18 protein-coding genes are annotated in these 19,248 nt (G+C 68.6%); 8 read left to right on the top strand and 10 right to left on the bottom strand.

Going from position 1 to position 19,248, the window contains the following annotated elements:
* Positions 1-99 precede the first annotated feature (99 nt).
* The 8 genes from EIP85_RS12825 (at position 100) to EIP85_RS12860 (ending at position 9,015) form a co-directional block, all read left to right on the top strand.
* The gene (locus EIP85_RS12825) at positions 100-1,137 is read left to right on the top strand and encodes a rod shape-determining protein (protein ID WP_127902589.1); all 1,038 of its coding nucleotides are present in this window, start codon (positions 100-102) and stop codon (positions 1,135-1,137) included.
* Positions 1,138-1,183: 46 nt separating this feature from the next.
* Positions 1,184-2,206 carry a rod shape-determining protein MreC gene (mreC, locus tag EIP85_RS12830; protein ID WP_127902590.1) on the top strand — a complete coding sequence of 341 codons (1,023 nt, stop codon included), beginning with the start codon at positions 1,184-1,186 and terminating at the stop codon, positions 2,204-2,206.
* Complete coding sequence (locus EIP85_RS12835; RefSeq protein WP_127902591.1) at positions 2,199-2,738, top strand: rod shape-determining protein MreD; 540 nt, start codon at positions 2,199-2,201, stop codon at positions 2,736-2,738. Before mreC ends, EIP85_RS12835 begins: the two co-directional genes overlap by 8 nt.
* On the top strand, positions 2,735-4,675 hold the full coding sequence (mrdA, locus tag EIP85_RS12840) for a penicillin-binding protein 2 (protein WP_127902592.1): 1,941 nt from the start codon (positions 2,735-2,737) through the stop codon (positions 4,673-4,675). Before EIP85_RS12835 ends, mrdA begins: the two co-directional genes overlap by 4 nt.
* Complete coding sequence (rodA, locus tag EIP85_RS12845; protein WP_127902593.1) at positions 4,672-5,817, top strand: rod shape-determining protein RodA; 1,146 nt, start codon at positions 4,672-4,674, stop codon at positions 5,815-5,817. The genes mrdA and rodA overlap by 4 nt, the downstream gene beginning before the upstream one ends.
* A gap of 77 nt (positions 5,818-5,894) precedes the next feature.
* Positions 5,895-6,245: a cupin domain-containing protein gene (locus EIP85_RS12850; RefSeq protein WP_127902594.1), complete on the top strand. Its 351-nt coding sequence runs from the start codon at positions 5,895-5,897 to the stop codon at positions 6,243-6,245.
* Positions 6,245-7,240: a P1 family peptidase gene (locus tag EIP85_RS12855; RefSeq protein WP_127902595.1), complete on the top strand. Its 996-nt coding sequence runs from the start codon at positions 6,245-6,247 to the stop codon at positions 7,238-7,240. The genes EIP85_RS12850 and EIP85_RS12855 overlap by 1 nt, the downstream gene beginning before the upstream one ends.
* Positions 7,241-7,536: 296 nt before the next feature.
* Positions 7,537-9,015: an NAD-dependent succinate-semialdehyde dehydrogenase gene (locus tag EIP85_RS12860; protein WP_127902596.1), complete on the top strand. Its 1,479-nt coding sequence runs from the start codon at positions 7,537-7,539 to the stop codon at positions 9,013-9,015.
* Positions 9,016-9,207: 192 nt separating this feature from the next.
* Here EIP85_RS12860 and sbmA read toward each other — a convergent pair whose 3' ends face one another.
* The 10 genes from sbmA to EIP85_RS12910 all read right to left on the bottom strand — a co-directional run bounded on the left by sbmA (position 9,208) and on the right by EIP85_RS12910 (position 19,242).
* Complete coding sequence (gene sbmA / locus EIP85_RS12865; protein ID WP_127902597.1) at positions 9,208-10,455, bottom strand: peptide antibiotic transporter SbmA; 1,248 nt, start codon at positions 10,453-10,455, stop codon at positions 9,208-9,210.
* Between the two features lie 194 nt (positions 10,456-10,649).
* Complete coding sequence (gene modC / locus EIP85_RS12870) at positions 10,650-11,738, bottom strand: molybdenum ABC transporter ATP-binding protein (protein ID WP_127902598.1); 1,089 nt, start codon at positions 11,736-11,738, stop codon at positions 10,650-10,652.
* On the bottom strand, positions 11,735-12,430 hold the full coding sequence (gene modB, locus EIP85_RS12875; protein WP_127902599.1) for a molybdate ABC transporter permease subunit: 696 nt from the start codon (positions 12,428-12,430) through the stop codon (positions 11,735-11,737). Before modB ends, modC begins: the two co-directional genes overlap by 4 nt.
* A gap of 4 nt (positions 12,431-12,434) precedes the next feature.
* Positions 12,435-13,214 (bottom strand): molybdate ABC transporter substrate-binding protein, encoded by a 780-nt coding sequence (gene modA, locus EIP85_RS12880; RefSeq protein ID WP_127902600.1) that lies wholly within the window; start codon positions 13,212-13,214, stop codon positions 12,435-12,437.
* Between the two features lie 67 nt (positions 13,215-13,281).
* A complete protein-coding gene (locus tag EIP85_RS12885; RefSeq protein ID WP_206615537.1) occupies positions 13,282-13,650 on the bottom strand; it encodes a winged helix-turn-helix domain-containing protein in 369 nt (122 codons plus the stop codon).
* Between the two features lie 176 nt (positions 13,651-13,826).
* On the bottom strand, positions 13,827-14,288 hold the full coding sequence (locus tag EIP85_RS12890) for an Hsp20 family protein (RefSeq protein WP_127902601.1): 462 nt from the start codon (positions 14,286-14,288) through the stop codon (positions 13,827-13,829).
* Positions 14,289-14,432: 144 nt separating this feature from the next.
* On the bottom strand, positions 14,433-15,281 hold the full coding sequence (locus EIP85_RS12895) for a trypsin-like serine peptidase (protein WP_127902602.1): 849 nt from the start codon (positions 15,279-15,281) through the stop codon (positions 14,433-14,435).
* 31 nt (positions 15,282-15,312) lie between these two features.
* Positions 15,313-16,608 carry a glycolate oxidase subunit GlcF gene (glcF, locus tag EIP85_RS12900; protein WP_127902603.1) on the bottom strand — a complete coding sequence of 432 codons (1,296 nt, stop codon included), beginning with the start codon at positions 16,606-16,608 and terminating at the stop codon, positions 15,313-15,315.
* Positions 16,609-16,611: 3 nt separating this feature from the next.
* Positions 16,612-17,721, bottom strand: coding sequence for an FAD-binding protein (locus EIP85_RS12905; RefSeq protein ID WP_127902604.1), 1,110 nt, complete (start codon positions 17,719-17,721; stop codon positions 16,612-16,614).
* An 87-nt stretch (positions 17,722-17,808) separates the two neighbouring features.
* Positions 17,809-19,242, bottom strand: a complete 1,434-nt coding sequence (locus EIP85_RS12910; protein WP_127902605.1) for an FAD-linked oxidase C-terminal domain-containing protein — start codon at positions 19,240-19,242, stop codon at positions 17,809-17,811.
* Between the last annotated feature and the right edge of the window lie 6 nt (positions 19,243-19,248).

Raw genomic sequence — 19,248 nt, forward strand, 5'->3', positions numbered from 1 at the left:
CCCTTTCCCTCACACTGCGCGCCCCCTATAAGGTTTCGCGGTCCGGCAAGGCAGAGTCGGTCCCCGGGCGGAACAGGGCGAAGACAGGATCACCCCAGCATGGCAGGCATTTCGAGCATTTTCACGTCGGACATGGCGATCGACCTCGGTACGGCGAACACGCTCGTTTACGTCAAGGGCCGGGGCATCATCCTGAACGAGCCCTCGGTCGTCGCCTATCACGTCAAGGACGGCAAGAAGCAGGTTCTGGCGGTCGGCGAGGACGCCAAGCTGATGCTCGGCCGCACCCCCGGCTCGATCCAGGCGATCCGCCCGATGCGCGATGGCGTGATCGCGGATTTCGACGTCGCCGAGGAAATGATCAAGCATTTCATGCGCAAGGTTCACAAGCGCTCCACCTTCGCCAAGCCGAAGGTGATCGTCTGCGTGCCCTATGGCGCGACCCCGGTCGAGAAGCGGGCGATCCGCCAGTCGGTCATTTCCGCCGGCGCCCGCCGCGCCGGGCTGATCGCCGAACCGATCGCCGCGGCCATCGGCTCGGGCATGCCGATCACCGATCCCACGGGGTCCATGATCGTCGATATCGGCGGCGGCACCACCGAGGTTGCGGTGCTGTCGCTGGGCGATATCGTCTATGCCCGCTCGGTCCGCGTCGGCGGCGACCGGATGGACGAGGCGATCATCTCCTACCTCCGCCGCCAGCATAACCTGCTGGTGGGCGATTCGACCGCCGAGCGGATCAAGACCTCGATCGGCACGGCCCGCATGCCCGACGACGGCCGCGGCGCCGCGATGCAGATCCGCGGCCGCGACCTGCTGAACGGCGTGCCGAAGGAAAGCGAGATCAACCAGGCCCAGGTGGCCGAGGCGCTGGCCGAGCCGGTGCAGCAGATCTGCGAGGCCGTCATGGTCGCGCTGGAGGCCACCCCGCCGGATCTCGCTGCCGACATCGTCGACCGCGGCGTGATGCTGACGGGCGGCGGCGCGCTTCTGGGAGAGCTGGACCTGGCGCTGCGCGAGCAGACGGGCCTGTCGATCTCGGTCGCGAACGAGTCGCTGAATTGTGTTGCTTTGGGCACCGGCAAAGCGCTGGAATACGAAAAGCAGCTCCGGCATGTGATAGACTACGACAGCTGAGCTCCGGCCGTCGGCGCCGGGCTCTCGCGCCAGGGACAAGGCTGCAGTGGCGAACAATCGAAACGGTCAGGACGACTTCGTCAGGCCCCTCCGCCGGATTTTGGTGGGGGCGTTGGCGTTTCTGCTGATCGCCCTTTTCGTACTCTGGCGGATCGACAGCCCGCGCGTTGAACGATTCCGCGCCGCGCTGGTCAACCGCTTCGTGCCGAGCTTCGCCTGGGCCATGGTGCCGGTCACCCGCCTGACGGTGATGGTGGAAGGATTCCAGTCCTACGCCAGCCTCTACGAACAGAACCAGGAGCTGCGCCGCGAGCTGCAGCAGATGAAGGCCTGGAAGGAAGCAGCACTTCAGCTCGAGCAGAAGAACGCCAAGCTGCTCGACCTCAACCAGGTCCACCTCGACCCCAGCCTGACCCATGTCACCGGCGTGGTGCTGGCCGACAGCGGCTCGCCCTTCCGCCAGTCGGTGCTGCTGAACGTCGGCAAGCGTGACGGCATCGTCAATGGCTGGGCGGTGATGGACGGGCTGGGCCTCGTCGGGCGGATCTCTGGCGTCGGCGAAAGCACCAGCCGGGTGATCCTGCTGACTGATTCCAACAGCCGCATCCCTGTGACGGTGGAACCCTCGGGACAGCATGGCATCCTGCAGGGCGACAACTCCGCCATCCCGCCGCTGGAATTCGTCGAATCGCCGGACGCGATCCGGCCGGGCGACCAGGTCGTCTCCTCCGGCGATGGCGGGGTGTTCCCCGCGGGCCTCCTCGTCGGCCAGGTGGTCGAGGGGCCGGACCGGCGGCTGAAGGTCCGCCTGGCGGCGGATTACGAGCGGCTGGACTTCCTGCGCGTGCTGCGCAGCCACCCGGCGGAACATATCTCCGATCCCGGCGGACTGATTGCGCCCCCGGTCCCGCCAGAGCCGGCCGGCGCCGGAACGACGGGCACGACCGGCACCACGGGGACCACCTCAGGCACAACCGGCACCACATCCGGCACAACGGGCACGACAGGCACCACATCCGGCACGACAGGCACCACCGGAACGACCGGCCAGGTAGGCGGCAATGGCTAGGGCTCTGATCGGTCCTGTCTGGGGCCACCGCGCCCTCTTCGTTGCGCTGGCGCTTCTTCTGATGATCGTTCGGATGCTGCCGTTGAGCACGCTGCCGGTCTCCGTCCCCGGCCCGGATATCCTTGTCTGCATCGCCTGCGCCTGGGTGCTGCGGCGGCCCGATTACGTGCCCGTCCTGCTGATCGCCGCCGTGTTCCTGCTGGAGGATTTCCTGCTGATGCGCCCGCCCGGACTCTGGGCCGTCATCGTTCTGGTGGGAACCGAGTTCCTGAGGAACCGCGTCGGCCTGATGCGCGAGGTGGGGCTGGCGATGGAATGGGCGCTGGTCAGCGTGGTCATGTTTGCCATGGTCGTGGCCTACCGGCTGGTCTTCGCGGCAGCGCTGATGCAGGAGCCGCCGATCGCGCTGGTGGCGCTGCAGCTTCTGGGCTCGATCCTCGCCTACCCGGTGGTGGTGGCGCTTTCGGGCCTTCTCTTCGGGCTGCGGAAGACCGCCCCCGGACAGACTGATTCACTGGGGAGGAGGATATGAGGCGCTCGCCCCGCGACACCGAGGAAAGCAGCCGCAAGATCAGCCGCCGCGCCCTTCTTCTGGGCGGCGCGCAGGTGGCGATCGTGGCCGGCCTGACGGCGCGGATGCGCCAGCTGCAGATCGTCGATTCGAAGCAATACCGGCTTCTGTCGGACAAGAACCGGATCAACATCCGCCTGCTGCCCCCCGCCCGCGGCCTGATCTACGACCGCAACGGCATCCTTATCGCCGGCAACGAGCAGAACTACTCCGCCGTCATCCTGCGCGAGGACGCAGGCAACGTGCGCGACACGCTCGACAAGCTCTCCGAGCTGATCCCCCTCTCTCAGGAAGACATCCACCGCACCATCCGCGACGTGAAGCGCCACAGCCCCTTCGTGCCGATCACCGTCTCCGACCGGCTGACCTGGGACCAGCTCTCCCGCGTCGCGGTGAACGGGCCGGCGCTGCCGGGGATCTCGCCCGAGGTCGGGCTCTCGCGCTACTACCCGCTGGACGAGGACCTGGCCCATGTCGTGGGCTATGTCGGCCCGGTCAGCGAGGCCGACCTGAAGGACAACCCCTCCCCCGATCCGCTCCTGCAGATCCCGAAGTTCCAGATCGGCAAGCTTGGGGTCGAGGCGAAGCTTGAGGAGCAGCTTCGCGGCACCGCCGGGCTCGAACGGGTCGAGGTGAACTCCGTCGGCCGCGTCATGCGCAAGATCGGCGAGGAGCCGGGCCGGCCGGGCGAGAACATCCAGCTGACGATCGACGCCAAGCTTCAGGATTTCCTGATGGCGCGGCTGGTCGGGCAGAGCGCGGCGGTGGTCGTGATGGACGTGGAGAAGGGCGACATCCTCGCCTCGGTCTCCGCGCCCTCGTTCAACCCCAACCTCTTCGTGCGCGGGATCTCCATCAAGGACTATGCCGCCTATCGCGACAACAACCATCACCCGCTGATCAACAAGGCGGTGCAGGGCGTCTACCCGCCCGGCTCCACCTTCAAGATCGTCACTGGGCTGGCCGCGCTGAACTCTGGCCAGCTGAAGCTGACCGACAAAGTCTTCTGCCCCGGCTACCTGAAGGTCGGCAAACGCATCTTCCACTGCTGGAAACATGGCGGCCACGGCTGGCTCGATATCGAAGGCGCGATCACGCAGAGCTGCGACGTGTTCTTCTACACCGCCGCCCAGCGCTGCGGGATCGACCCGATCGCACATATGGCCAAGCGCATGGGGCTGGGCGAGGCGCCGGAGCTGCCGATGTCGGCGATCGCCTCCGGGCTGACGCCAGACAAGAAATGGAAGAAGAAATACCGCCACCAGGACTGGCTGATCGGTGACACGATCAACGCCGCTATCGGCCAGGGCTACGTGCTGACATCGCCGCTGCAGCTGGCGATCATGACGGCGCGGCTGGCCAGCGGCAAGGCGGTGGTGCCGCGGCTGGTGAAATCGGTCGACTCGGTCGAGGTGCCGGTGGTGCCGGCCGACGCGCTGAACCTGCCGCAGCCCTTCCTCGACGGCGTGCGCAAGGGCGTCTGGGGCGTGGTGAATTCGATCCACGGCACCGCGAATTATGCCCGCATCGCCGACACCTCGATGCTCATGGCCGGCAAGACCGGCACCGCGCAGGTGCGCAACATCACCGCCGCCGACCGCGCCGCCGGCCTCGCCAAGCCCGACCAGATCCCCTGGAACGAGCGCGACCACGCGCTGTTCGTGGCCTATGCGCCCTTCGACAAGCCCAAGGTCGCCGTCGGCGTCGTGGTCGAGCATGGCGGGCCGGACCATTCCGCCGCCCCTCTGGGCCGCGACGCGCTGCTTTTTGCCATGACGGGCGGGGTGCCGCCTCTCTCCGCCTACCCGGCGCGCTACCGCAAGGAGATCGGCGCCGAGTTCAATGCCCTCAAGCTGCGCAATATCGAACCCCAGCCGCCGGCAAGGAGCCGCGCATGAGCTACCTCGAATATACCGTAAAGACTGTCCCCACCGGGCTTCGCAAGGTGCTCTACATCAACTGGGCGCTGGTGGTGCTTCTGATCGCGGTCGCCTCCGCCGGGTTCCTGATGCTCTATTCCGTGGCCGGCGGATCGCTTCAGCCCTGGGCGGAGCCCCAGATGCTGCGCTTCGTGGCAGGGCTGATCGTGATGTTCATCTTCGCCTTCGTGCCGACCTGGTTCTGGCGCAACATATCGGGCGTGGCCTACCTGATCGCCCTGGCGCTGCTGGTGCTGGTCGATGTCGCGGGCTCCGTCGGCATGGGGGCGCAGCGCTGGATCAACCTCGGCTTCATGCGGCTGCAGCCCTCGGAACTTGGCAAGATCGCCCTCGTGATGCTGCTCGCCTCCTACTACGACTGGCTCGACGTCAAGAAGGTCTCACGTCCGTTCTGGGTGCTGGTGCCGCTCGTGCTGACGCTGGTCCCGATGGCGCTGGTGATGAAGCAGCCCGACCTCGGCACCGCGATCCTGATGATGCTGGGCGCGGGCGTGGTGATGTTCGTGGCCGGGGTCAGCCCATGGTATTTCGCAGGTATCGGGGTGCTCGGCTCGGGCCTGATCACCGCCGTGATGATGTCGCGCGGCACGCATTGGCAGCTTTTGAAGGACTACCAGTACAAGCGGATCGACATCTTCCTCGACCCCGGGTCGGACCCGCTGGGTGCGGGCTATCACATCATGCAGGCCAAGATCGCGCTTGGCTCCGGCGGCTGGGCCGGCCGGGGCTTCCTGCAGGGCACCCAGTCGCGGCTGAACTTCCTGCCGGAGAAGCACACCGACTTCATCTTCACCACGCTGGGCGAGGAGTTCGGCTTCCTCGGCACCACCTCGCTGCTGATCCTCTACGCGCTGATCGTGCTCTTCTGCCTGCATTCGGCGCTCAACAACAAGGACCGCTTCTCCTCGCTGCTGACCATCGGGGTGGCGGCGACCTTCTTCTTCTACTTCGCCGTCAACATGGCCATGGTCATGGGCCTCGCCCCCGTCGTCGGCGTGCCTCTGCCGCTGGTGTCTTATGGCGGCTCGGCGATGCTGGTGCTGATGGGGGCCTTCGGGCTGGTGCAGAGCGCGCACATCCACCGGCCGCGGGGAAGGTGAGGCCCGGGCAGTAGGCGCGGGGGCGCTGCCCCCGCACCCCCCGGAGTATTTCAGCCAGGAAAAAGCAGGACAGCGAAATGAAGGTCGTCAATCTGGCCGAGAAACTCGGCAAATTCGACACTCACTGGGACCCGCACGTGGTGGCGGATTACAACGACAATGACGTGATGGTGGTGAAGTTCGTGGGGGATTTCCCCTTCCACGACCATCCCGATACCGACGATTTCTTCCTTGTTCTGGAAGGCGAGGTGCTGCTCGACGTCGAGACGGAGACGCACCGGCTCGGCCCGGGCGATCTGTTTGTCGTGCCGAAAGGCATGCGCCACCGGCCGCGCGCGGAGGCGGAGGCCAAGGTGCTGCTGATCGAGCCGAAAGGCACGCCGAACACCGGCGACCCGGCGACCGCCGCGAAGAAGCCGAGGCTATGATGCGCCCGGGGCCGCGCAACCTGATCACCGATGTTGCGGACCTTCGGGTCGGCAGTGCCGAGGACCGCACGCTGCGCTCCGGCGCGACGGTGCTGCTGGGCGACAGGCCCTTCACGGCCGCGGTCCATGTCATGGGCGGCGCGCCGGGGACGCGGGAGACGGACCTGCTCGCCCCCGACCGGCTGGTGCAGGAGGTCGATGCGCTGGTGCTTTCCGGCGGCTCGGCCTTCGGGCTGGATGCGGCCTCCGGCGTGGCGGACGGGCTGCTGGCCATGGGGCGGGGCTTCTCGGTGGGCGCGGCGCGCGTTCCGATCGTGCCGGGGGCGATCCTCTTCGATCTGCTGAACGGCGGCGAGAAGGGCTGGGCCGAGAACCCCTACAAGAGCCTCGGCCGGGCGGCGCTGGCGGCGGCGGAGGAGGATTTCGCGCTTGGCAGCCACGGCGCCGGGGCGGGGGCGACCACCGGCAACCTGAAGGGCGGGCTCGGCTCCGCCTCGGCGGTGCTGGAGAGCGGACTGACCGTCGGCGCATTGGTGGCGGTCAACGCCGTGGGGCGCGTAACCGTCGGAAATGGCCCGGAATTCTGGGCCGCTCCCTGGGAGATCGGCGGTGAGTTCGGGGGCCTCGGCCTCCCGCCGCGCTTCCCCGCCACGCACGAACCTTCGCCGATGAAGGGTTCGGGCGAGGCCACCACCATCGCCATCGTCGCCACCGATGCCGTGCTCAGCCAGGCGCAGGCGCAGCGGGTGGCGACGGCGGCGCATGACGGGATGGCGCGGGCGATCGTGCCGTCGCATACCCCCTTCGACGGGGACCTGGTCTTCGCGGCGGCGACCGGGGAAAGACCGCTGGCCAATGGCGAGGCCGATGTCTTCGCGCTTGGCCATGCCGCGGCCTGCTGCCTTGCCCGCGCCATCGCGCGGGCTGTCTATGCCGCCGAGCCCGCGCCGGGGGACCTGCTGCCGAGCTGGCAGGCGAAGTTCGGACGAGGCTGAGCTTTCCTTAACGGGATCTTGCCGCTGCGTGCCGCGAGACCGGCGCGCGGGCTGCGTTTTGGCTGCAACCCCCTGTCATGCCTCGAAAAATCGGATACCGCTTTTACACCGCTTTCGCACCGCTTTCGCACCGTAACGCACCGCCCCTGCCGGGTGCCGGGTCCGGGATGGGTCGACCTGCCAGGAAACCCCGATTTCCCGGATGCACCGCGCCCCGGCCCCCCAGCCCCCCGGCGTTCTGGACAAGCGCGGGGCCGGGTGCTTTGGATAGGCCGGACCTGACCTAGGAGGCTGCCATGCTCGATTCCGTAACCGATCTTCGCGCGCTGCTGAAGGATCCCTCGCTGCTGGCGACCAAGGCCTATGTCGCCGGCGAGTGGATCGACGCCGATGACGGCGCCACCTTCGAAGTGCTGAACCCGGCCCGTGGCGATGTCATCTGCGCCGTGGCGGACCTTGGCCGGGCTGAGGTCGCCCGCGCCATCGCGGCGGCAGAGGTCGCCCAGAAGGCCTGGGCCCGCCGCACCGGCAAGGAGCGCGCCGCCGTGCTGCGGAAATGGTTCGACCTGATGATGGCGAACCAGGAGGACCTGGCCCGCATCCTGACCGCCGAGATGGGCAAGCCGGTGGCCGAGGCGAAGGGAGAGATCGCCTATGGCGCCTCCTTCATCGAATGGTTCGCCGAGGAGGCCAAGCGGATCTATGGCGAGACCATCCCCGGCCACCAGCCCGACAAGCGCATCACGGTGATCAAGCAGCCGGTGGGGGTGGTGGGCTCGATCACGCCCTGGAACTTCCCCAACGCGATGATCACCCGCAAATGCGGCCCGGCGCTGGCCGTCGGCTGCGCCTTCGTCGCCCGGCCGGCCGAGCTGACGCCGCTCTCGGCGCTCGCCCTCGCCGTGCTGGCCGAGCGGGCGGGGATTCCGGCGGGGGTGTTCTCCGTCGTCCCGTCCACCCGCGCCTCCGACATCGGCAAGGAGTTCTGCGAGAACCCGGCGGTGCGCAAGCTGACCTTCACCGGGTCGACCGCGGTCGGACGGATCCTGCTGCGGCAGGCGGCGGACCAGGTGATGAAATGCTCGATGGAGCTGGGCGGCAATGCGCCCTTCATCGTCTTCGACGATGCCGATCTCGACAAGGCGGTGGAAGGCGCGATCATCTCCAAATACCGCAACAACGGCCAGACCTGCGTCTGCGCCAACCGGATCTACGTGCAGGCCGGGGTCTATGATGCCTTCGCCGAGAAGCTCGCCAAGGCGGTGGCGAAGCTGAAGGTCGGCGACGGGCTGGAAACGGGAACCGAGCTTGGGCCGCTGATCAGCCAGGCGGCGGTGGCGAAGGTAGAGGATCACATCGCCGACGCGCTGGCCCATGGCGGCAAGGTCGTGCTCGGCGGGCATCGGCATGAGCTTGGCGGCACCTTCTTCGAGCCGACGATCGTGACCGGCGTGACGCCCGAGATGAAGGTCTCGAACGAGGAGACCTTCGGCCCGCTCGCGCCCCTCTACAAGTTCGAGACTGAGGAGGAGGCGATCGCGCTTGCCAATGCCACGATCTTCGGGCTGGCGAGCTATTTCTATGCCCGCGACATCGGCCGGATCACCCGGGTACAGGAGGGGCTGGAATACGGGATGGTTGGCGTGAACACCGGGCTGATCTCGACCGAGGTGGCGCCCTTCGGGGGCGTGAAGCAGTCCGGCCTTGGCCGCGAGGGCAGCCATCACGGGACCGAGGATTACCTGGAGATGAAATACATCTGCCTCTCGGTCTGAAGGGATCCCGTGGTGCGCAATGAATGCGCACCCTACGCGGTGAGGACCGGGATCTGTCCGCTTATTGCGTAAAGAACCGCTTCGCGTAGCCGGGGCGGTGACTCACCAATAGCGCCCGCCCTTGGGGGCGGACGGGCGCTGGCCCGGCGGTGCTAACGCACCGCTGTTCCGGGCCGACAGGGGGGCCTGGCATCAGCCCTGGTCGGCGCTTTCGATGGAGTCGAGGGCCTTGCCCTCAAACGCGGCCTCGAAGGCCTTGAGGCGTTTGTAGATCGACTGCAGCTCCACGATCGTCGACCAGGAATAGACCAGGTACTGGAACGAGCCGGAGACGTTGCCGAAGGCGCCGAGGATCTGCTGAAAGATCCCGAATGTGATCTTCCCGGCGGCGATGGTCGGCACCAGGATCACCGTTCCGAAGACGTTGTCGGCCTGGGAGTAGAGGCTGCGGAACATGTTGAAATAGACGAAATGCGCGTAAAGCCGGAAGTAGCTGCGGCGGACCTGGGCGAAGAGCTCCTGCGCCGTCATCGGCTCGGCGCGGCTTGCGTCATCCTCGCCGTAGACCAGCTCCTTGCGGTAGGCCGCCTCCATCCGCTGGTTCATGAACTCCAGCGCGGGCAGGCGGATGCCGACGGCGGCCAGCAGGACGGTGCCGAAGAGCGACCAGAAGACCGCGGCCACGACCAGCGGCTCCGGCACCTCGCCGATCAGCGGCAGGGCGGTGACATTGGCCGACAGCGCGGCGAGGATCGGAAGGAAGGCGAAGAGCGTCATGACCGAGTCGATCATTGAAAGCCCCAATCCCTCGACGATGTTGGCGAAGCGCATGGTGTCTTCCTGCACCCGCTGCGAGGCGCCCTCGATCAGGCGCACCTCGGGCCAGCGGGACATGTAGTAGTCGTTCATCGCGGTGCGCCAGCGGAACACGTAGTGGCTGATGAAAAAGCGCGTCAGCACGAAGACGAAAACCGCCATCATCGCGATCGCGGCGAAGGTCAGCAGGAGCGTGTAGAGGTCGGTGGCATTTACCGCCTTGGGTCCTGAGTTGCTGCCCGAAAGCGCCTTCTGGATCGCGTCGTAGAACGGCCCGCGCCAGTTGTTGATCGCGACCGAGACCTGCACGGAATAGTAATCGACGAAGATGATCAGGGCGGAGCCCGCGATCGACCAGCGTTGGTAGGGATGCGGCGCGAGGATCATCCAGGCGGCGGCAAAGATCGCGGTGGCGATGGTGTAGTAAATGTAGAACCAGATGAAGTCCGGCGTCACGAAATAGCGCAGGCCGATGACGGGATGGGCCTCGCCCGGGCCCGGGGGCAGGCCGATCCGCGCGCCGAAATCCTTTGCGAAGAGATACCAGAAGGCGACCGCGAGGACGGACCAGAGCAGCGCCGAGGCGAAGAACAGCTTCGGCCTGGGAAAGAACGACTGGAACACGAGTTCGGACCTCCGGCGTTTGGGCTGCGCCCCTCAATATGCGGTTTACGTCGGGCGGGCGACGGTAGATTTCAAAGCCGTCGCGACAACGTGTTGGGATGTTTCCCCTTTGGCACGGGTTGTGGGGGAATCGCCCCTGCTTCCCGACGCCGGGGGACCGTCGCCAATGGATGTCCGGACCGGGGCGCGGCAGGTCAGGCGGTGCCGACGTCGCCGCGCGCCACCGCCACGGTCTTCACGATCGCATGGCACTCGGTCCCCGGCGCCAGCCCCAGCGCCACAACCGAACGGCGGGTCAGGCGGGCGAGGATCACGTCCTGTCCCGAGCGCAGCCGGACGATCGCGCCCGGCCCCTCGCCCAGATGCACCGCCTCCACCCGCCCGGGCAGGATGTTGAGCGCCGAGAGGCCCTGCGGCGCGCCGCGCGACAGGATCACGTCGCTGGCATGGATGCGGATCCGAAGGCAGGCGCCCGGCGGCGCGTCGATCCGCGGCAGATAGAGCCGCCCGGCCGAGGTTTGGAGGACGGAGAGCCCGTCAGCCTCCTCGCCGACCACCCGCGCCTCGATTACCGCACCAGCCTCGGCCAGCCCGATGGCCTGGGCGCTGGCGGGATCGGCCAGGACCTCGGCCGCGGGGCCGGTGCGCTCCACCTGCCCCTCGTGCATCAGGACCAGCGTGGTGGCAAGGCGGGCGACCTCGGCCACCGAATGGCTGACATAGAGGATCGGCACCCTGGTCTCGTCCCGCAGGCGTTCGAGATAGGGCAGGATCTCCTCCTTCCGGGCCTGGTCGAGCGCGGCCAGCGGCTCGTCCATCAGCAGAAGCTCCGGCCGCGACAGAAGCGCCCGGCCGATGGCGACCCGCGCCTTCTCCCCGCCCGAAAGCGCGCCTGGACGGCGGGTGAGGAGATGGCCGATGCCCAGAAGCTCCACCACCGGGCCGAGATCCGCGCCGGTCGCCCCGCGCGGCGCGAAGCGGGCGCCGTAGGCGAGGTTCTGGCGCACGGTCATGTGTGGAAAGAGCCGCCCTTCCTGGAACACGTATCCGATCCGCCGGCGGTGCGGCGGAAGCCAGAGCCCGGTCGCGCTGTCGCAGAGTGCGCGGCCGGCGACGGTGACGCGCCCGCGGTCGGGGCGCAGCAGCCCGGCCACCGCGTTGACGACTGTCGTCTTGCCCGAGCCCGAGCGACCAAAGAGGACGGTGAGACCGGCGGGCGCCTCGAAGGCGGCATCGAGCCGGAAGCCGGGGAAGGCATGGGCGAGCGAGACCGAAAGCGTCATGCGCCACCGATCCGGCGGGCGACACGGGTGGCGACCAACTCCGATATCATCAGCGCGGCCATGGCGAAGACCGTGGCGATGATGACGAGGCGCAGCGCGGCGGGCTCTCCGCCGGGGACCTGAAGCTCGGAATAGATGGCCAGCGGCAGGGTGCGGGTCTGGCCGGGGATGTTCGAGACGAAGGTGATCGTGGCGCCGAATTCGCCCAGGCCCCGGGCGAAACCGAGAACCGCCCCGGCGAGGATGCCGGGCAGGATCAGCGGCAGCGTGACGGTCAGAAAGACCCAGGGGCGGGCGGCGCCGAGGGTGGCGGCGGCATCCTCCAGCTTCGGGTCGACCGCCTCGATGGCGAGGCGGATGGCACGGACCATCAGCGGGAAGCCCATGACCCCCGCGGCCAGCGCCGCACCCGTCCAGCGGAAGATGAAGGTCAGCCCGAAGAGATCGGCGAAGAGGATCCCGAGCGGCCCGTGCCGCCCGAAGGCGAGAAGCAGGATATAGCCCGTCACCACCGGCGGAAGGACGAGCGGCAGATGCACCAGCCCGTTGAAGAGCTGCTTGCCCGGAAAGGATTTTCGGGCAAGCAGGTAGGCGGCGGCCAGCGCGAAGGGCAGCGCTACGGCGGTGGCGGTTGCCGCGACCTGCAGCGACAGGACGAGGGCCTGGAGGTCTTCCGCGCTCAAGCCGGGCATCGCGTCATTTCAGAACCGTGAACCCCTGCCCCTCGAAGGCCGCCCTGGCTTTGGCCCCGCCGAGATAGGTGAGGAACTGCGCTGCCGGCCCCTTGGCCTCTTTCGTCAGGGCGGCAGGATAGATGATCGGCGGGTGGCTGTCTGCCGGGAAGGTGCCGACGATTTCCACCCGCGGCTCGGCCCTGGCGTCGGTGGCATAGGTGATGCCGTAGGGCGCCTCGCCCGCCGCAACCAGTTCCAGCGCGGCGCGGACGTTGGAGGCCTGGGCCACCTTCGGCTTTACCGATTTCCAGATCCCCAGCGAGGTCAGCGCCTCTTTCCCGTAGATCCCGGCTGGCACGCTGTCGACCAGCGCCATGGCGAGGTGGTCGGAGCCGAGCCGCTTGGCGAGATCGAAGCCCTTGCCGATCGTCACCTTCGCCGTGCCCTTGGCCGCGATCAGGACGAGGCGGTTGCCCAGAAGGTCGCGCCGGGTCGCGGCCTGGATCAGCCCGCCCTTCTGAAGCCGGGTCATCCAGGCCTCGTTGGCGGAGATGAAGACATCGGCCGGGGCACCCTGCTGGATCTGGCGGGCCAGTTGCGAGCTGCCGGCATAGGAGACGACGGCGGTGTTGCCGGTGTCGGCCTTCCAGTCGGCGGCGATCTGGTCCATCGCGGTCTTCAGGCTGGCGGCCGCGAAGACGGTGATCTGACCGGCGCGCGCAGCGGCGGGAAGCGTTGCGAACGCGATGAGGCCGGCGCAGAGAGCCAGGGCAGTGCGGCGGGTCAGGGCGGACAGGGGCATGGCGGTCTCCGGCGGGTCGTTATGTTTCGCGAAACATATGGACCGGGAGCGCGGCCCGGCGCAAGCGTTATTTCCCGTCGGATATATCCCTGAGCATGCCGCGGATCGCGGCGATGTCGGGGGCGCCGGCTTCCGCCGCCGCGGCCTCGATCGCGCGGTAATGCGACAGGACGGCCTCTCCGGCCGCGGTAAGCGCCGCGCCGCCGCCCTGCGCGCCGCCCCGGGTGCGGGCAACGAGCGGCTCGCGGAAGGCGGCGTTCATCTCCTCGACAAGGCTCCAAGCGCGCTTGTAGCTCATCCGCATCGCGCGGCCGGCGGCGGAGATGGAGCCGGTATCGCGGATCAGTTCCAGCAGGTCCGCCTTGCCGGGGCCGACCATGCGGCCGTCGCCGAAGACGACGCGGAGACGAAGGCGGGGATCGGTGGGCTCGCTCATGGCGCGACCATAGGCGGACGCGGGTCCGGCGTCACGGGGCAGAAGCGCCGCGGGCGCGGCGCCGCCTCCAGCGGGGATATTTTCGGACAGAAAAACGGGGGGATGGCGGGCCGTCGCCGCGAATACGAAAAGGGCGCGCCGTTTGGCGCGCCCCGGACTGCCGGTTGGCGGGAGGATCAGGCCTCGGCCTGCTCCACGGCCTTTGCCTCGATGTCGGAGGCGCGGGCGATCTCGATCCGGCGCGGCTTCAGCGCTTCGGGCGTCTCGCGCACGAGGTCGATATGCAGCATGCCGTCGGCATGGGTGGCGCCGGTCACGCGGACATGATCGGCCAGCGCGAAGCGGCGCTCGAACGCGCGGGTGGCGATGCCGCGGTGGAGGTAGGTCTTGGCATCCTCCTCGGCCTTGCGGGCAGAGACGACGAGGGTATTTTCTTTCACCTCGACGGAAAGCTCATCCCCGGTGAAGCCGGCGACGGCAATCGAGATGCGGTAGGCGTTCTCGTCGGTCTTCTCGATGTTGTAGGGCGGGTAGGTCGGCGCCCCGGCGTCGACGGTCAGCGCGCGGTCCATCAGGTCGGCCAGACGGTCGAAGCCAACGGTGGCGCGGTAGAGGGGCGAAAAGTCATAGGCACGCATGGATCATCCTCCTTCGAGCGATGTTCAAAAGGGCCCTCCCCCAAGGGACGGGCGGTTGACCGGACCCGTCATGGCGTCCGGCAAGCCTGAGATGGGGAAGGAAAATCCGGCTTTCAAGGCCCCGGCGGCGGGCCCGATCGCGGCTCAGGGCCGCAGGAACTTCGCGCCGGTGTCGTTCTCGCCCGGGCGCAGCATCTGAGGCTCGTCCACCCCCGCGGCCTGGGCCACGGTGCCGCTTTCGATCGCCTGCAGCCGGGCCTCCAGCGCGTGGACCTGGCCGGCGACATCAACGCCGAGCGAGACCCGCCGCCCGTTGGCGAGCGCCTTGGCGGAGACCACTGCCACCACCTGCGCCCGCCCGTTCCGGATCGTGAAGACCGGCGCGCCGGAGGAGCCGAAGTCGATGTCGCAGCTCATCACGAAGAACCCGGTATCGCGCTCGAGCACCTGGCAGCTGCGCTGGAGCGAGGGCGCCTGCGCCCGCCCCTCGGCGTAGGAGACGACGCCGACGGTCTCTCCCGGCTGCAGCTCGGCCCCGACCGCGAAGGGCCGGATCGAGGGCAGCCGGATGGGCCGGGCAAGCTCGATCAGCGCGAGGTCGTGGCGCACACGGCCAAGCTTGTCGGCAGAGGCGTAGACGTAATCGGGCAGGATCACCGCCCGCTTGATGTCGCGATAGGCCGCGGCGCGGCCCATGCGCCAGTCGGCGAGGAACTGCATCCGGGTGACCGGGATGCGCCGGCCGGTGGCTTTGTCGTAAAGGCAATGCGCCGCTGTCAGCACCCGGTCGGGCGCGATCAGCGTGGCGGTGCAGAACCCGTCCGCCCCGATGTTGAGCCGCCCGACCGCCTGCCAGCCCTTCGACTGGTCGGCGGTGTCGAGCGCCGTCAGCCCGGAATCGGCCCGCGCCGGCAGTGCCGAAACCCCGAGCTGGGCACCGATCGCAAGGACGAGGACAAGCCGGGACAGCAGGGGACGGAGGATGCGGGTCATCCTGCCCGACTAGCGGCCCCTTCAGGCAAAACTATGACGAAATCGGGCCAAGCGCACGGGGCCGCGGCCCGCCAGTCGCCCAGTCGACGAGCTCCACCGTATGCACCACCGGCACCGTCGATCCGGAGCCGAGCTGCATCATGCAGCCGATGTTGCCGGCGGCGATCACATCGGGGGCAAGGGCGTCGAGGGTCGAGAGCTTGCGCGCCTTCAGCTCGGCCGAGATCTCGGGCTGCAGCAGGTTGTAGGTGCCCGCCGAGCCGCAGCAGAGATGGCTGTCGGCCGGCTCCACCACCTCGAAGCCCGCGCGCTTCAGCACCTGTTTCGGCGCCGCCTTGATCTGCTGGCCGTGCTGCAGCGAGCAGGCGGCGTGATAGGCGACGCGCAGGCCCTGGGCGGGCTGCTCCGGCAGGTCGAGCCGCTGCAGGATCTCGGTGATGTCGCAGGCGAGGGCGGCGATCCCGGCGGCCTCGGCGGCAAGCGGGGTGCCCGCGAACATGACGCCGTAATCCTTCACCGTCGTCCCGCAGCCGGAGGCGTTGATCACCACCGCGTCGAGGCCCGCGCCGTGCTTTTCCGCGGTCCAGGCACGGATGTTCTTCTCCGCCGCGGCATGGCTTTCGCCCTCGCGGCCCATGTGATGGGTCAGGGCGCCGCAGCACCCCGCGCCGCGCGCCACCACCACCTCGCAGCCGAGCCGCGTCAGCAGCCGGATCGTCGCGTCGTTGATATCGGTGTTGAGCGCCTTCTGGGCGCAGCCCGTCATCAGCGCCACGCGCATCTTCCGCGCCCCCTTCGCCGGGAAAACCTGCGGCGCGTCGTTGCGGCTGACCGGGGGCACGCGCTTCGGCGCCATGGCCAGCATCGCACGCAGCCGCGGGTCCGGCAGGAACCGGGCGAAAGGCCGGCCGATCCGCGCGCCCAGCAGCGCCAGCCGGAAGCGGCCCGGATAGGGCAGGATCCGCGCCAGCAGCCAGCGCAGGGCCCGGTCCGACCAGGGCCTGCGGTACCGCTCCTCGATATAGGCGCGGGCATGGTCGACGAGGTGCATGTAGTCGACACCCGAGGGGCAGGTCGTCATGCAGGCGAGGCAGGACAGGCAGCGGTCGATATGGCCGACGGTCTTGGCGTCGGGCACGCGCTCGTTCTCCAGCATGTCCTTGATCAGGTAGATCCGGCCGCGCGGGCTGTCGAGCTCGTCGCCGAGCACCTGGTAAGTCGGGCAGGTGGCGGTGCAGAAGCCGCAATGGACGCAGGTCCTGAGGATCTTGTTCGCCCGCGCGGTGCCGGGATCCTGAAGCTGTTCCGGGGTGAAATTCGTCTGCATCTCTCAGTCCATCAGCCCGGGGTTGAGGATATGGCGCGGATCGAACCGGGCACGGAGCGCGGTGGCGATCGCTGCGATCGCCGGTGGCTCCGGCTGGAACGGGGCGATCCGGGCGCGAGTCTCGGGGGCCGCCCGCATAAGCGTGGCATGGCCCGCGAAGCCGCCGAGGCGCGCGCGCAGGTCGGTGCCCGGCTCCGTCAGCGCCCAGACCAGCCCGCCGGCCCAGTCGAGGGCGACCGCCTCCGCCCCCATCCGCGCCACCAGCGCCGGTGCGTCGGAGGGTTTCACCGAAACGCGCCAGATATCGCCCGGCCGGCCCGCCAGCCCCGCAACGTCGCGGAGGCCCGCCCAACGGGTATCGCTCGCGTCGCGTCCGGCCTCGACCACGACCTCTCCGAAGGGGGCCAGAAGCGCCTGCAGCCGCTCGGCGCGGTAGGCGACGGAGGCCGCGAAGCCCTCGATCCGGATCTGTGCGCCCTCCTCGGTCCAGGCCGCGCCGGAGACCTCGAAAGGCGAGCCGATGGCAGCGGCCAGCGCCGTCACGGCGGGCGCCACCCCGATGCCGGGCAGCAGGAGCGTCGCCGCGCTCTCCGGCACCGGAAGCACCTTGAAGGAGACCTCGGTCAGCACCCCCAGCGTGCCCCAGGAGCCGGCGAGGAGCTTCACCAGGTCGTAGCCGGTGACGTTCTTCATCACCCGCCCACCATTCTTGATCACCGCGCCCGTGCCGTCGACGAAGCGCACGCCGATCAGGCTGTCACGGCAGGCGCCCGACATGATCCGGCGGGGGCCGGAAGCATTGGCCGCCACCACCCCGCCGATGGTGCTTTCGCCCGAGGTGCCCAGCAGCGCGCGCCAGTCCGGCGGCTCGAAGGGCAGCCGCTGACCCTCGGCGGCGAGTGCCTCCACGACCTCTGCGAGGGGCGTGCCGGCCCGGGCCACCAGCGTCAGCGCGGCGGGCTCGTAAAGCGTGATGCCGGAGATCGCGCCGGTCTCGACCACCGCGCCGGAGATCGGCCGGCCGACCTCGCGCGTGCCGCCGCCGCGGATGCGCAGGGGCGAGGAGGCGCCCCGCACGACCTCGGCCAGCTCGCTTTCGTCTTCGGGCCTCATCCGGCGTCCTTCTTCTGTCAAAAGATCTTCTGTCCAAAAATATCCTTGGGAGGTTCCGGGGGGCAGATGGCCCCCGGAACCTCCCCGTCAGGCCGCGCGCCGTGCCGCGGTCAGCGCCAGGGGAAACACCTTCGCCGGATTGAGCAGCCAGCCCGGATCGAACACGTCCTTCACCCGCATCTGCGCCTCCATGTCCTCGGGCGCATATTGCACCACCATCAGGTCGCGCTTCTCGATCCCCACGCCATGCTCGCCGGTCAGGCACCCGCCGACCTCGACGCAAAGCTTCAGGATATCGGCGCCGAAGGCCTCGCATTTCGCAAGCTCCTCGGGGTCGTTGGCGTTGTAGAGGATCAGCGGATGCATGTTGCCGTCGCCGGCATGGAAGACGTTGCCGACCTCGAGCCCGTAGTCCCGGCTCATCTCGCCGATGCGCTTCAGGACGTAGGGCAGGGCCGAGACCGGGATCGTGCCGTCGAGGCACATGTAGTCCGCGATCTGGCCCATCGCGCCGAAGGCCGACTTGCGGCCGAGCCAGATCTTCTTGGCTTCCTCCTCCGACCGGCTCTCGCGCAGCTCGACCGGATCGTGCTTGCGGGCGATCTGCAGGATCAGGCCGAGCTGCTCGTCGATCTCCGCCTCCGATCCCTCGACCTCGACGATCAGAAGCGCCTCGCAGTCGGGGTAGCCGGCATGGGCGAAATCCTCGGTCGCGCGGATGCAGGGGCGGTCCATGAACTCGATCGCGACGGGCAGAACGCCCGCCTTGATGATATCCGAGACGCATTCGCCCGCGACCTCGTTCGAGGCGAAGCCCATCAGCACCGGTCGCGCGCCCTCAGGCTTGCGCAGGATGCGCAGCGTCGCCTCGGTGACCACGCCCAGCTGCCCTTCCGAGCCGCAGATGACGCCGAGAAGGTCGAGCCCCCCCGCGTCCAGATGCGCGCCGCCGATCTCCAGCACCTCGCCTTCCATGGTGACGAGGGTGACGCCCATCAGGTTGTTCGTCGTCACGCCGTATTTCAGGCAATGCGCGCCGCCGGAGTTCATCGCCACGTTGCCGGCGATGGCGCAGGCGAGCTGCGAGGAGGGATCGGGCGCGTAGAAGAACCCGTCCTCTTCCACCGCGCCGGTGACGGAGAGGTTGGTGCGCCCGGTCTCCACCCGGATGAAGCGGTTGGCGTAGTCGACCTCGATCACCCGGTTCATGCGGGCAACGCCGAGGACGACGCAGTCGGCGGTGGGCAGCACGCCCCCCGCAAGCGAGGTGCCGGAGCCGCGTGGCACCACCGGCACGCCCTCGGCATGGCAGACCTTCAGCGCGGCCGCGACCTCGGCCGTCGAGCGCGGCAGCACGACGGCCAGCGGCGGGCAGCGATAGGCGGACAGCGCGTCGCATTCATAGGCGCGGGTCTCCGCCTCCTCGGCGATCACCGCGTCCGCGGGCAGGACCGCGCGCAGCCGTTCGACGATCCGCGCCTTGCGGGCCAGGATCGCGGGATTCGGGGCCGGCATCTCCATGGGTCT

This window comes from Solirhodobacter olei (assembly GCF_004010155.1).
Classification (GTDB): domain Bacteria; phylum Pseudomonadota; class Alphaproteobacteria; order Rhodobacterales; family Rhodobacteraceae; genus Solirhodobacter; species Solirhodobacter olei.